Source organism: Brasilonema angustatum (genome assembly GCF_059505445.1).
Map to the genome: position 1 here is coordinate 34810 of NZ_JCACKO010000150.1, position 14156 is coordinate 48965.

9 protein-coding genes are annotated in these 14156 nt (G+C 43.1%); 6 read left to right on the forward strand and 3 right to left on the reverse strand.

What is annotated here, in order from left to right:
- Window positions 1-579 precede the first annotated feature (579 nt).
- The 3 genes from AC5JM2_RS31830 (at window position 580) to AC5JM2_RS31840 (ending at window position 6608) form a co-directional block, all read left to right on the forward strand.
- The gene (locus AC5JM2_RS31830; protein ID WP_495839531.1) at window positions 580-5247 is read left to right on the forward strand and encodes a sll1366 family intein-prone helicase; all 4668 of its coding nucleotides are present in this window, start codon (window positions 580-582) and stop codon (window positions 5245-5247) included.
- Complete coding sequence (locus AC5JM2_RS31835) at window positions 5244-6080, forward strand: SWIM zinc finger family protein (protein WP_495839533.1); 837 nt, start codon at window positions 5244-5246, stop codon at window positions 6078-6080. The genes AC5JM2_RS31830 and AC5JM2_RS31835 overlap by 4 nt, the downstream gene beginning before the upstream one ends.
- A gap of 228 nt (window positions 6081-6308) precedes the next feature.
- The gene (locus AC5JM2_RS31840) at window positions 6309-6608 is read left to right on the forward strand and encodes a CU044_2847 family protein (RefSeq protein WP_495839535.1); all 300 of its coding nucleotides are present in this window, start codon (window positions 6309-6311) and stop codon (window positions 6606-6608) included.
- A 162-nt stretch (window positions 6609-6770) separates the two neighbouring features.
- On the opposite strand, the gene AC5JM2_RS31845 is transcribed toward AC5JM2_RS31840, so the two are convergent.
- The gene (locus AC5JM2_RS31845) at window positions 6771-7652 is read right to left on the reverse strand and encodes a phosphodiester glycosidase family protein (RefSeq protein WP_495839537.1); all 882 of its coding nucleotides are present in this window, start codon (window positions 7650-7652) and stop codon (window positions 6771-6773) included.
- A 247-nt stretch (window positions 7653-7899) separates the two neighbouring features.
- Between AC5JM2_RS31845 and AC5JM2_RS31850 the strand changes: the two genes are divergently transcribed.
- Window positions 7900-8664, forward strand: coding sequence for a Uma2 family endonuclease (locus AC5JM2_RS31850; protein ID WP_495839539.1), 765 nt, complete (start codon window positions 7900-7902; stop codon window positions 8662-8664).
- 50 nt (window positions 8665-8714) lie between these two features.
- Here the strand turns inward: AC5JM2_RS31850 and AC5JM2_RS31855 are convergent, their stop codons facing one another.
- On the reverse strand, window positions 8715-8945 hold the full coding sequence (locus AC5JM2_RS31855) for a DUF6887 family protein (RefSeq protein ID WP_495839541.1): 231 nt from the start codon (window positions 8943-8945) through the stop codon (window positions 8715-8717).
- Between AC5JM2_RS31855 and AC5JM2_RS31860 the strand changes: the two genes are divergently transcribed.
- Window positions 8937-9440, forward strand: a complete 504-nt coding sequence (locus AC5JM2_RS31860; protein WP_495839543.1) for a WD40 repeat domain-containing protein — start codon at window positions 8937-8939, stop codon at window positions 9438-9440. The genes AC5JM2_RS31855 and AC5JM2_RS31860 overlap by 9 nt on opposite strands.
- Window positions 9441-10025: 585 nt before the next feature.
- Here AC5JM2_RS31860 and AC5JM2_RS31865 read toward each other — a convergent pair.
- Window positions 10026-11672 (reverse strand): GMC family oxidoreductase, encoded by a 1647-nt coding sequence (locus AC5JM2_RS31865; protein ID WP_495839545.1) that lies wholly within the window; start codon window positions 11670-11672, stop codon window positions 10026-10028.
- A gap of 863 nt (window positions 11673-12535) precedes the next feature.
- Here AC5JM2_RS31865 and serA point away from each other — a divergent pair.
- The gene (gene serA / locus AC5JM2_RS31870) at window positions 12536-14116 is read left to right on the forward strand and encodes a phosphoglycerate dehydrogenase (protein WP_495839547.1); all 1581 of its coding nucleotides are present in this window, start codon (window positions 12536-12538) and stop codon (window positions 14114-14116) included.
- Window positions 14117-14156 lie beyond the last annotated feature (40 nt).

The following is a 14156-nucleotide window of genomic DNA, read 5'->3' on the forward strand; positions in this document are numbered from 1 at the left end:
TGCAACGTTTGTCCCTAAAGCTTCCAGAATGCGAGCACAAACAACAGGGTAAAAAAGATGATGACACCCAAGGCTCCTGCTGCTAAACTTTGAGTGGCCAGTAAGCCCATCATGACAACATTGACAGTGTTAATGCCAAAAGAGCGCGGGTTGAGATATTACTAGGGGAACTACCAATTGCAGGCTGGCTCGGGCTTCTGATAAAATTTTTGACTGAAATTCTGTTGCGATAAGTTCCATATCTGACATCATAATTCTTAGATCATAATGTATATAGCAGTCCTAAATCATGCGTGAGAACAGATAAAGCCTGTAAGGCTTGCAAAACAATATTTTTTGACTCGGTGAATTCTCACAACTCATATAGGATTGCTATAGCAAAATATGATTGTAATTGTCGCACACATCATAAAGTGCGGTACATTATGGTAATTGCTGAGGGGTTCTGCATTGCTTAAAATACCTAAAATGCCCTAGTACGTTGCCTAAGTCTTGATAAATTGAAAATAAGGAATTGCAGAAACTAGAGAAACAGCTAATTAAAGACCATTATTTTGTGAACATCTGAGTAATTGTTAAATGGCAATTTTACACGGTAGTTGGTTAATAGCAAATCAGGGTTGTTTATTTGTTTGGGGAGAGACTTGGCGAACTCTTGGGACAAATTCTAGTCATAGTACATTTGATGATGTACTAACACATCCTCTGGCAATGACACCATTAGAATTAGTCGAGTGGCTGCATTCACGTAACATCACAATTGCGAGAATGCTGCAAACAAAACATATAGTGACGTCAGATGCAAAGTCTCTAAAAAATGGGAAAACGTCCAAAGCAGCCAGAACTGCCGATGTGAGTTTGCCAACGCACTCCCAAGTTGTTGCCCTACCAACTTATATTTTAGAAAATACTCAGCAGGGAACAGTTGAAATCTTGCCGGCGCATTCTGCCACATTAGATTTACCAAATAAAACTCCCCAGTACTTACAACCGTGGCTTATTGAAGGTTTTTGCCTTAACCCCGAAGAGGCAATAAAATTCCTAACTTCATTACCTCTAAGTGTTCCTAATGGTGAAGATAATTTTTTGGGAGGAGATTTACACTTTTGGGTGCAGGTTGCCCGCTGGAGTTTGGATCTAATTTCGCGTGGTAAGTTTTTACCCACAATTCAACGCCAAAGCGATAATTCTACAGTCGCGAAATGGCAAGCACTTCTAGATAGCGCCCAAGATGGAACTCGTTTAGAAAAATTTTCTCAATTGATGCCATTGGCTTGTCGGACTTATCAGGAAATTTTCCAATTCGGGGAAGATAAGGAGACAAAATCCTCCTCATCTGTTCACATAAACTTGCCACTCGAACCTCAAGAATTACTGCTGGTATTTCTTAACAGTACAATAGATGCTCAAGTACGAGGGATGGTGGGTTCCCAACCTCTGTTAGAAACCAGAGTGATGGCGTCTTTACCAGCGACGGTGCGACAGTGGTTACATTCTCTGACGGCTGCGTCTAACACCTGCAGTGCTGATCCCTTTGGGGTGGAACGACTAGAGGCCGTCCTGAAAGCTTGGACTATGCCCTTGCAATACCAAATGGCGGGAAACAACCAGTTTCGTAGCTGTTTTGTATTACGTTCTCCAGAGTCAGGAGGGGAGACTCACTGGACTTTAGCTTATTTCCTGCAAGCTGCTGATGATTCCAATTTTCTCATAGACGCGACAACGATTTGGAACCATCCTTTAGAAAAATTTGTTTATCAAAATCGAACAATTGAACAACCGCAAGAGACATTTTTACGCGGTTTGGGATTGGCTTCACGATTGTATCCACCAATTGCAGATAGCTTAGAAACTCCGTATCCTCAATTTTGCCACCTCAACCCAATTCAGGCTTATGAGTTTATCAAGTCTGTAGCATGGCGGTTTGAAGATAGTGGTTTGGGTGTGATTTTACCGCCTAGTTTAGAGAACCGCGAAGGATGGGCAAATCGTTTGGGTTTGAAAGTTACTGCCCAAACATCTAAGAAAAAGCAAGAACGTTTAGGTTTGGAAAGTTTGTTGAATTTCAAGTGGGAATTGGCGATTGGTGGACAGACGATTTCCAAAGCAGAATTTGATCGGTTGGTGGCTTTGAATAGCCCATTGGTAGAAATTAATGGCGAGTGGGTAGAATTGCGATCGCAAGATATCAAAACAGCACAAACCTTTTTTGCTTCTCGCAAAGAACAAATGGCGCTGTCTTTGGAAGATGCTTTGCGTATCAGTACAGGAGACACTCAGACGATTGAAAAATTACCAGTGGTTAGCTTTGAGGCGTCTGGGGCATTACAGGAACTGATATCTGCCTTGACGAATAACAAAGCAGTTGAACCCTTGCCCACACCCGCCAGCTTCCAGGGAAAGTTGCGACCTTATCAAGAACGTGGGATGGCGTGGCTTTCGTTTTTGGAACGTTGGGGCTTGGGTGCTTGTCTGGCGGACGATATGGGATTAGGTAAATGCGTTGTAAATAATACATATGTATACGTAAACGGAGAACTACGCACAGCAGAAGAAATTTGGCAGACCTATGCTGGAGAAACAGAGTTTGATGGCGAGGGATTCTGGGCTGATCCGACTGATAAATTACTAGTGAATTCTATAGATGAGAAAACTGGTAAAATAGTGCAGGCTCCCATCCGACGACTGTATCGGCAGCAAGTTTGCGAGAAGTTGCGAAAGGTCACGCTGCAAGACGGTAGCAGTATCACTATCACCCGTCGTCACAAGCTGCTGACAAGCAAGGGTTGGACAAATGAGCTAAAGGTGGGTGATTATGTCTGTGTACCCGCGAAAATGCTTTGGGAAGGTCAACCAGAAGACCCTGATTTGGTCAAGTTTCTTGCTTGGCAGATTGCTGAAGGTCATGAACAGCTTAATTTGGGACAATTTACAATATCACAGAAAGATACCACAGTCTTAGAAGATTTACTCCAAATTTTGCAACGCATTGGTGCACGCAATAACCTAAAGATTAACAGTCCTAGTATTTGCACTTTTCCCGGCAGAGTTCCATGTCTTAGAATTAACAGCCAAGCCTATCGACGATTCTTGGAAGCTAAAGGTTACCTTTGGGGCAAACTGTCAGCAGAAAAGTCAATTCCGCCCTTTATCATGCAAGCAGACTTAGACAGTGTACAAATATTTTTACAAAACTACTTCGATGCTGAGTCTGCTGTTGTTTATAGTATGCGGAGTATCGAGATTGCCACAGCTTCACCGCTGTTGATTCAGCAACTTTCTACATTACTGCGACGCTTCGGTATCTGGTTACGAATATCGCCCAAGCAGAAGTGTGCTACCAATGGAACTCGTACTTTACGCACCTATTATATCGGTGTTATTGGAGGAAATTCTGCTCGGAGATTTTTGCAAGAAATTGGATATGGTATCCCAGAAAAACAGCGGAAGTTAGAAGAAATTTGCCAACAAGTTAGTAACACAAATGTTGAGGGAATTCCTGCTTCTAATATTGTTGCTCAAAAAGTGACAGCAACGGGGTTACCTTTGCGGCATTTTGGTATGCACAACACGGTTTACATTAATGGTTCACAGCAATTTTCCAGGAATAGCTTGCAGCAAGTTATAGCTGGGATGAACCGTATTATTACTGGAGAAGCCCAACAGGAGTATCAGTTACTCAAAGCTTCTAAATGGACAACTCAAACCCTTGAAGCTTATGCGCGCTTAGATGTAGAACAGTTAAGCTTAACACGACAATCTGTGCTACATCTTCTCGACCAGGAAGTTTTCTATTGCAAAATTGAAAGCATAGAAGATGTCGAGTATGAAGGTTGGGTTTATGACTTTGAAGTTAGTGAACATCATAATTTTGTTGCTAACAATATTATCTGCCATAACACGATCCAATTCATCGCCTTCCTCTTACACTTAAAAGAACAAGAAACACTCGAAAAACCAACCCTGCTTGTTTGTCCAACTTCAGTTTTAGGCAACTGGGAAAGAGAAGTTAAGAAATTTGCCCCAACGCTGAAAGTTATGCAATATCACGGTGACAAGCGTCCTAAAGGTAAGACGTTTGTAGAAGCAGTGAACAAGCATGATATAGTCATCACTAGCTACCCGCTGATTCACCGTGATCTAAAATCCTTGCAGAGCGTTTCTTGGCAAATCATCGTTTTAGATGAAGCACAAAATGTCAAAAATTCAGATGCAAAACAGTCACAGGCGGTACGACAAATAGAATCTACATTTAGGATTGCTCTTACGGGAACACCAGTAGAAAATAGACTGCAAGAACTCTGGTCGATTTTGGAGTTTCTGAATCCTGGTTATTTGGGAAATAAGCAATTTTTCCAAAGGCGTTTTGCTATACCAATTGAAAAGTATGGTGATGCTGCTTCGTTAAATCAATTGCGTTCATTGGCTCAACCTTTTATTCTACGTCGTCTGAAAACTGACCGCAGCATTATTCAAGATTTGCCAGAGAAGCAGGAAATGACTGTATTTTGTGGTCTGAGTGCCCAGCAAGCTCAACTGTATCAAAAAGCTGTGGAAGAGTCTCTGGCTGAGATTGAAGAAGCTGAAGGTTTGCAACGTAGAGGCATGATTTTAGCTTTACTTGTTAAGCTAAAGCAAATCTGCAATCACCCATCGCATTATTTGAAGCAAGACAAATTGGAACAATATCACTCTGGTAAACTCCAACGCTTGCAGGAAATGTTGGAGATAGTTGTTGCAAGTGGCGATCGCGCTTTAATTTTCACTCAGTTTGCAGAGTGGGGTAAGTTACTCAAACCATATCTGGAAAAACAATTAGGACGAGAAACATTGTTTTTATACGGTAGTACTCAGAAAAAACAACGTGAGGAAATGGTAGACCGTTTCCAACACGATCCCCAAGGACCACCAATTATGATTTTGTCGCTGAAAGCAGGTGGTGTAGGATTAAATTTAACACGTGCCAATCATGTTTTCCATTTTGATAGATGGTGGAATCCAGCGGTAGAAAATCAGGCGACAGATAGAGTTTTTCGTATTGGTCAAACTCGCAATGTCCAAGTCCATAAATTTGTTTGCACTGGAACTTTAGAAGAAAAAATTAATGACATGATTGAAAGTAAAAAACAACTTGCAGAACAAGTTGTTGGTGCCGGTGAAAATTGGCTGACGGAACTGGATACAGACCAACTCCGCAACTTACTCATACTTGACCGAAGTGCAGTTATAGATGAGGAAACAGAATGACAAATGATACCCTTCAAGCAAGTCGAGAATGGTGGTCACAACGGTGGCTTGATTTGTTGGATTCTTATCGTTTTAAGAAACGTTTAGAACGTGGGAGAATTTATGCGCGTCAGGGAAATGTTCTTAGCATTGAGTTTCAAGGTGCAAAGGTATTAGCTAGAGTGCAAGGTAGTGAACAAGAACCATACAAAGTTTCCTTGTCCCTTGACCCTTTTAGTGAGGAAGAGTGGGGTTATGTGGTTGAAACAATGTCCCAAAAATCAATGTTTGCTGCCAAGCTACTAGCAGGAGAAATGCCACAAAATATGGAAGACGTTTTCACTGCCAATGGTCTTTCCTTATTTCCTTTTACCTTATCTGATGTCCACAGTAAATGCTCTTGTCCTGATAAAGCTAACCCTTGCAAACACGTCGCTGCAGTTTACTATCAGTTAGGCGATCGCTTTAGTGAAGATCCATTTGTTCTTTTTCAATTACGGGGAAGCACAAAAGAGAAAATTATCAGTGATTTACGTCACTTACGCAGCAAAACTGTTAAAACTTCACAAAACGAATTATCTGAGATTCAAGAGTCAACACACGAGAAACGATTCTCTGTAAAAATCGAATCTTTCTGGCAATACAATGAGCCATTGGAATCTTCTTTAGTTGTTATTGTACCATCAACAGGCGAAACAGTTTTAGATGTGTTGGGGTCAATTCCTTTGGCTAAGGAAGAGGAAAGTTTAACAAATTTAACTGCTGCTGATGTGGTGATGAAGTATTTGGGTACAGTGTACAAAGATGTCAGCCAGAAAGCTGTTTTGGCTGCAATGAATGTTGGAGGAGGTTAAGATAACAAGGACGAGACAGATGAAAACAGTTATCAGTTATCAGTTATCAGTTATCAATTGCTCCCTGCTCCCTGCTCCCTGCTCTCTGCTTCCTGCTCCCGAAGAGCCTTAATGATAAGTCTTTAACCGAACGCGGTATTGGACTTTGCTTTGGTATATTTTTTGTCTTCCTGATAATTAGTTGAACGATGGAATGCTATAAAAGCAGAGTAATCCAGTCGAAGACACATGGAACTTCAAACCAAGATAATTACAGTGGAACTAACTGATGGTACAAGTGTTAGAGTTGAAGCGACACAGATAGGCGATCGCAAAATAAATTTTCAATCCCGACCTTTTGAAGAAGTTACCACCGCTATTGAATCGCTGACCAAAGAAATTGTAGAAGCATTACACAAAGTTAAGCCAGATAGAGCTACTGTAAAGTTTGGTGTAGATATTGCGATTGAATCTGGTAAACTTACCGCTTTACTGGTAAAGGGTTCCAATACAGCCAACATAGAGATTACTTTAGAATGGGGTCAATAGTTCCTAGCTAATTTATGTAAAACATTTATAATTTGGTCAGCAATATCACATAAATCAAAAGTATAGGATTCCTATTTGATTTTTGAACGGAAGTTAGTACAGTTTCTGTTAAGCGTTAAGAGTTCCCTGTTTCCTGTTAAGCGTTAAGAGTTCCCAAATTATTTATTTAACCTCTGACAAAGTTTCCTGAACGATTAAAACAGACTTCACTGGTCGTTTTACCAGATTTCCCTTTGAATCAACTTTTCCATAGAAGATTTTGCCGTCATAATAAAGCGAAGACGAACTTCCACCATCCAGATTCATCGCTTTCTCAACACCAAAAGTTTTCATAAAATGAGCCAGTTCTGGCAAGGACATTCCAGAGTTACCAGGAGTATTTGGTTTTTGAGCAACCATCACCAAAACAATGCTGCCATCACTGATAATACCAATAGCACTTCGAGCATTGGGTTTGGTACTACCAAGAGCATCTCTTTTGTTAGCGTTATCTACAAAACCTTCTTGGACTGAGGTTAATTCTGGTAAGAGTTGCGGACCACCACCCACAGCATCAACTAATTGACAACCTGGTGGTAAAGGCTCACTGTGGAGAGTGATAGAGTAGCGCACAGTTTGCTCGCACAAGTATCGCCGAAATTCTGTACGATTGAGAATCTTGTTGAGGTAAGGTTTTAGGTCAGGATTATCTACCAATCGCTGATTGTCTTTAGGATTACCCGTTAGTTTTCCTTGTTGAAAAACAATAGATGTTGTTTTTTGGTTGACTGGATCAAAAAAGCCAGCATTGATAATGGCAACTGCTTGATGTTGTTTGGCAAATTCCTCTACTGTATTTAATTGTGACGACAATGCAGGAGTTACTATAAATTGACTATGAGCAGGAACTTTTAAGATATGGACAATGCTGTTTGGTAAATTACGTTGCTCATAGTTCATGGTTTTGGTGATTAAGTTTGTTTGTTTTGATGTCGCAGTACGAAAAAACAAAAGCAGCACACTCGCACTGATAAATACTCCTGCTAGTATCCAGATTTTTCTCATGCATTTTTGCCTCAATTTAGCCGAATGGATTATATCCTTTGAAGTTGGGCGATAAGCCAGAGGACTTCGGCGTGAGCGCTACTTCGACAAGCTCAGCACAAGTCAGTCGAACACTTGACGTTACGCGTATCGCACAAAGAACAGATGCTACTAGACGTATCGCATTACTGATAATCCCTTTACCGATAACGGTTTGCTACGATCAAATCCATAGACTAAAGCCTTATTCTTAAACCACTATATATTTATGACGACTATAGGAACACCCGAAACCCTGTTAAAATCTTTTCCAGACCATACGCAGTTGCCAGAGTCAGACGGAACGTTTGTGAAGAATTTTCAGGAACACCCACAAAGTATTCTTTTAACTGATTCTATAACTCCAATCCTACAAAAGCGTCATCCAGATGGTAATTACTGCATCGGTCAAGATTCTGGTATTTACTGGCGGATGACAGATCCACCAGAAAAAGGAGCAGAAGCACCAGATTGGTTTTATGTGCCTAATGTACCACCGTTACTGGGTGGTCAGATTCGACGTTCTTACGTATTGTGGCAAGAGATTATTCCACCACTCATTGCATTAGAGTTTGTATCAGGGGATGGTTTAGAAGAACGAGACAAAACTCCTTGGACAGGCAAATTTTGGGTTTATGAGCAAGTGATTCGACCCGCATTTTATGGTATTTATGAAGTGCGCCAAAGTCGGGTAGAAGTTTACCACCTAATTGAAGACCACTATGAACTTGTACCAGCAAACGAGCGGGGACACTACCCAATCCCTCCTCTTGGTGTTGAGTTAGGTATTTGGCAAGGTCGCTATCAAAATGTAGAATTGCCTTGGTTGCGTTGGTGGGATGCACAAGGTAACCTGTTGCTCACTGGAGAGGAACGAGCAGAACAAGCAGAGTTATTGTTACAACAAGAACGACAACAGCGAGAATTGGCACAACAACGCGCTGAACGTTTGGCAGAGCAACTGAGGGCAATGGGTATAAATCCAGAGGAGTGAGTGTTTGCTTTGGGAATTATATTCTTTGCTTTTGTTAGGTTGCTACACTTTTAACTTTGAGAGTCAATATTTCCTTTTTTCTCCTCGACTATACGCTTGAATAATTCAAATTGTTCTTGCTCCTCTTCTTTAGTCTTTGGCGGGTGAAATATTATCGCTTGTGAATTTGGCTTGCGACGACTAAACAGCACACGCAAAGCTTCAATGTCCTCTTCTGAGCGATGTTTCAGTGCATAAGCTTTCAGTTCAGCGTTAGTCATTTGTTCAAAGTTTTGTTTCATATAAACTCCCAAAGTCCATATACCAACTATGTTTATTCCGTCGCCATTAGCCCAGATGGCAAGATTTTGGCGAGTGGAAGTGCAGACAAAACTATCAAGATTTGGAATCTGCAAACTGGAGAATTGAAATCCACCCTGACTGGGCATACCAGCTTGGTTTATTCCCTCGCCATTAGCCCGGATGGCAAGACTTTGGTGAGTGGAAGTGACGACAAGACTATCAAGATTTGGAATCTGCAAACGGGTGAATTGAAATCTACCCTGACTGGGCATACCAGCTTGGTTTATTCCCTCGCCATCAGCCCGGATGGCAAGACTTTGGTAAGTGGGAGTAACGACAACACTATTAAGATTTGGAATCTGCAAACGGGTGAATTGAAATCTACCCTGAGTGGGCATACCGACTTGGTTTATTCCGTTGTCATCAGCCCGGATGGCAAGACTCTGGTGAGTGGGAGTTGGGACAAGACTATCAAGATTTGGCGAATGCTGTAGGGATTTGAGGATTTTAGATTTGAGGTTGCTGCACTTGGTTGGCGATGCTTCGCAATTTTGGGTAAGTGATGGTGCGAATAAAAACGCGCGATAAGCCGGAGGACTTCGGCGTGAGGCTTCGACGGTGATCTCAGCCGAATCGCGCTACTTCGACAAGTTTTACACTAGACCTCTTGCAAAAGTCCAAAAGTTGGGGATGTTATTCTGAACGAAACGTAGTGTAGTGAAGAATCTCGCGAGATGTTTCGCTCCGCTCAACATGACATTTTAAGTATTTATGCAAGAGGTCTACTGAGTTTATCGAAGTGCTCAGTACAAGTCAGTCGAACGCTTGACGCTACGCGTATCGCGCTTCCTGTTATCCCTCTTCTGTCACTCTCCGAAATCAAAAATCAAAGGCAATGTTTAAACCTTAGACTAGGGTTGGGTTTGTGGCTTTCTTTTCTAATATGATAAACATCACCATCGCTTTAGACTAAAACTCTTGTGTAGCAAGGATTTCATGTTTTCATCTGGGGAAAGTGACAGAAGAGGGTTATAGCAGTCGCCAGGTAGATTAGGACACGAACTAATGAGAAAACACGCTCACCAAGAGACTTTCAAGTCTGTTCCCTGTTCCCTGTTCCCTGTTCCCTGTTCCCTGCTATAGTTTCCCATTGCTGAAGCTACTTGCTGTGAAACGCCACCAGCGGCTTTAATTAAATCGGCTCCTTTTTCACCGATCATAATGGTGGGCGCGTTCGTATTGCCCCCGACCAGAGTTGGCATGATCGATGCATCAACAACCCGCAACCCCGTAACACCGCGTACTCGGAGTTCGGGATCGACAACCGCCATTGAGTCAGTTCCCATTTTGCAGGTGCCGACAGGATGATACCCCGTAACGCAAAATTCCCGAATGTAAGCTTCGAGTGCTTCATCGCTAGTCACCTCAGCACCGGGAGCGATTTCCTCACCTCGAAATTCATCAAAAGCACTTGTATCAAATAATTTACGCATTATTTTCACTCCTTCAATCACCTTTTGCACATCGGATTGACTTTGCAGAAAGTTGATCCGAATAATCGGTGGATCTTTGAGGTCAGGCGAGGGCAAACTGACACTGCCAATATTTTGGGGATGAGTCAAACTGACTGTAACAGTGAATCCCAAACCAGAGAGAGTCTTGCCAGGAGATATCCACAGAATGGGACCGAAGAAAAACTGTAAATCTGGCGCGGCATCCAGATTACCTTCGGTATGCAAAAACAATCCGGCTTCAGCGTTACCATTACTGGTAGTTACTGGGTGTAACCCGGCAATTACCTGGTGTGGCACAGGACTGGCAATTAGCTGGTGTGCCACAGGAACAAGAAAGTGGTCTTGGAGGTTTTGACCGACACCTGGCAAATCAACGACGATAGGAATCCCCATTGTTTGCAGGTGTTCTGCATCGCCAATGCCGGAAAGCATCAGCAGCTTGGGCGAATCGAATGCACCAGCACTTAAAATCACTTCTTTGTTGACTCTGGCTTGGTGCAGCTGACCATGTTGCATATATTCCACCCCAACGGTGCGGGTTCCCTCAAACAACAACCGAGTCACCAACGCTCCAGTCGTTATTGTCAAATTGGGACGCTTGAGAATTGGCATCAGGAATGCAGCAGCAGCACTGTGACGTTTACCATCCTTTACCGTCAACTGATAAATTCCCGCACCTTCTTGCTGTATCCCATTGAAATCAGGATTGTGGTTATATCCGATTGCCACGGCTGCTTCTACAAATCGTTGGGATGCTACAGTAGGGGGTTGAATATCGCTCACGCTCAAATCCCCATCAACCCCGTGGTATGCGTCGGCACCGCGTTGCTGGTTCTCAGATTTTTTGAAATAGGGCAATACATCTTGGTACGACCAACCGGGATTCCCCAATTCCTGCCAGTGGTCATAATCGTGATGATTACCCCGGATATAAATCATCGAATTAATCGAACTGCTGCCACCTAAAACTTTGCCACGGGGACAAAAGATTTTACGGTTATTGAGGTACGGTTCTGGTTGGGAGAAATATACCCAGTCTACCTCCGAGCGGGGTAAGTTGGGGGATTCCAACGGGATTTGAATCTCTGGTTTAGTATCTGGGTTGCCAGCTTCGAGTAATAACACGGTTGTTTCACCGTCTTGTGTGATCCGGTTGGCGACAACGCAGCCGGCCGTTCCCGCACCAATCACAATATAGTCATATTGAGTCATGACATCCTCGCTTGTAAATTCAACTACTTCAAGACTTACCCATTAACAAAAATATGATTATGTCAGTCAGACTTATTTGCTGCCCTATCGGGACTCAGCGGCTCCCCGAGTGAGCTTCCTCCGGAAAAATCGCCCTATGAAAGGTTGTTATTTTTGTACAATAGCTAAAATTAGGGCGATTTATCCGCGCCCGTTCGTGCACTTCTTACCTGTTGACTTGTAATGAAGTGAGTCCAGCGCGCATGAGGAGGGTTTCCAACACCAGATACCTACGGAGGGAGACCCTCATCAAGTACTGGCTCCTCCGTAGGCGACGGGCGTTCCCGAAGGGCACCGCAGTTTTTCCAGATTATGAAACGGCTGCGCGAACAGGAGGTTATTCTTCCATCACTTTTGCCCAACGATTGAGCGCAAATAATATTGACAAATTTCTTTTCCTTGTGAAATGAAACAGCCCTGCTTTTTAAGGGGAGCCACTGCGCCCTTGCGGCTCTGCCGACAGTCACGCAAGTGGCGTAAGTTGGGGGATCAAACCTTAAGCGAGAAGTATTGAGTAGGGTATTAGTGAACAGTACCCCAGTAAGCAACAAAGCAGCTAAATCTAAGAAAATTTCATAATTTATATAGGTTTTGGATATAGGTTTTGACACTGTGAATGGTTTATATTTACCGAGTAGGTGGCATTAGATATGGGAGGAAGCGCTGCATAATTGTGAACAACTGACCCTCTAGTACCATCATCAACACACGTGAGTGTCACTTACTGGCATATAAGAAGTTCTCATTTCTGCTAAATTGCAAGCGTTACAGTCTAAACTGAAAATCCGTCTTCCGGAATACCTCTAGCTTTAAAATAAGTAATCATGTCTAAGGTTCTTGTCTCCGATCCAATTGACCAGGCTGGGATTGATATTCTTTCCCAAGTTGCTACTGTAGATGTGAAAACAGGATTAAAACCAGAGGAACTGGTACAAATCATTGGTGAATACGACGCGCTAATGATTCGCTCTGGTACCCGCGTTACTCAAGAAATTATTGAAGCTGGGACGCAATTAAAAATTATCGGTCGCGCTGGTGTAGGTGTGGATAATGTGGATGTTCCCGCCGCTACCCGCAAAGGAATTGTGGTGGTTAATTCTCCTGAAGGGAACACAATTGCTGCTGCAGAACATGCGCTAGCGATGATGTTATCTTTGTCTCGCTACATCCCTGATGCCAATGCTTCAGTCAAACGGGGTGAGTGGGATCGTAAAAGCTTTATTGGTGCTGAAGTTTACAAAAAAACTCTGGGTATTGTCGGTTTAGGTAAAATTGGTTCCCATGTTGCTGCTGTTGCTAGAGCAATGGGAATGAAATTATTGGCTTTCGATCCCTTCATCTCCACTGAAAGGGCAGAACAAATCGGCTGTCAATTAGTGGATTTGGAAGTTTTGATACAGCAAGCAGATTACATCACGCTGCATATTCCCAAAACTCCAGAAACCACTCACTTAATTAACACTGAAAGATTGGCAAAAATGAAACCCAACGCCCGCATTATCAACTGCGCTCGCGGTGGGATTATTGACGAAGAAGCATTAGCAGTTGCTCTGCGGGAAGGTAAAATTGGGGGTGCGGCGCTGGATGTTTATGAGGCAGAACCTTTGGGTGAATCCTCATTAAAGTCACTCGGGCAACAAGCTGTCCTCACTCCACATTTGGGCGCTTCAACAACAGAAGCACAAGTGAATGTGGCAATTGATGTTGCTGAACAAATTCGGGATGTGTTGTTGGGACTCCCTGCGCGTTCAGCGGTGAATATTCCCGGACTGAGTCCCGACGTGATGGAAGAACTCAAACCCTACATGCAGCTGGCAGAAACCTTGGGTAAGTTGGTGGGACAGTTGGCTGGCGGACGAGTGGAGTTGCTCAACGTCCGGCTACAAGGCGAACTAGCAACAAATAAGAGTCAGCCTTTGGTTGTTGCATCCTTGAAAGGACTACTTTACCAAGCTTTGCGGGAACGAGTTAACTACGTTAATGCCAGTATTGAGGCAAAAGAGCGCGGAATTCGCGTTATTGAAACGCGCGATGCTTCCATTAAAGACTATGCTGGTTCTTTGCATCTAGAAGCGACTGGTTCTTTGGGGACTCATTCTGTCACAGGTGCTTTGTTCGGTGGTGGAGAAATTCGCCTAACCAATTTGGACGATTTCCCCATCAACGTTCCTCCTAACCAACATATGCTCTTTACCCTGCACCGTGATATGCCAGGGATTATTGGCAAACTTGGTTCTTTACTTGGCAGTTTTAATGTCAATATTGCCAGTATGCAAGTCGGTCGCAAAATCATTCGTGGTGATGCGGTGATGGTACTCAGCCTTGATGATCCCTTACCCGACGGGATTTTACCTGAGATTATCAAAGTGCCTGGAATTCGTGATGCGTATACGGTAACTTTGTAAAGGCAAAAGGCAAAAGGTAAAAGTGAGCCAGTGCGGGGGT

Coding starts and splice junctions, on each gene's coding strand:
- AC5JM2_RS31830 (WP_495839531.1), top strand. CDS start 580: ATGGCAATTTTACACGGTAGTTGGTTAATAGCAAATCAGGGTTGTTTA.
- AC5JM2_RS31835 (WP_495839533.1), top strand. CDS start 5,244: ATGACAAATGATACCCTTCAAGCAAGTCGAGAATGGTGGTCACAACGG.
- AC5JM2_RS31840 (WP_495839535.1), top strand. CDS start 6,309: ATGGAACTTCAAACCAAGATAATTACAGTGGAACTAACTGATGGTACA.
- AC5JM2_RS31845 (WP_495839537.1), bottom strand. CDS start 7,652: ATGAGAAAAATCTGGATACTAGCAGGAGTATTTATCAGTGCGAGTGTG.
- AC5JM2_RS31850 (WP_495839539.1), top strand. CDS start 7,900: ATGACGACTATAGGAACACCCGAAACCCTGTTAAAATCTTTTCCAGAC.
- AC5JM2_RS31855 (WP_495839541.1), bottom strand. CDS start 8,945: ATGAAACAAAACTTTGAACAAATGACTAACGCTGAACTGAAAGCTTAT.
- AC5JM2_RS31865 (WP_495839545.1), bottom strand. CDS start 11,672: ATGACTCAATATGACTATATTGTGATTGGTGCGGGAACGGCCGGCTGC.
- serA (WP_495839547.1), top strand. CDS start 12,536: ATGTCTAAGGTTCTTGTCTCCGATCCAATTGACCAGGCTGGGATTGAT.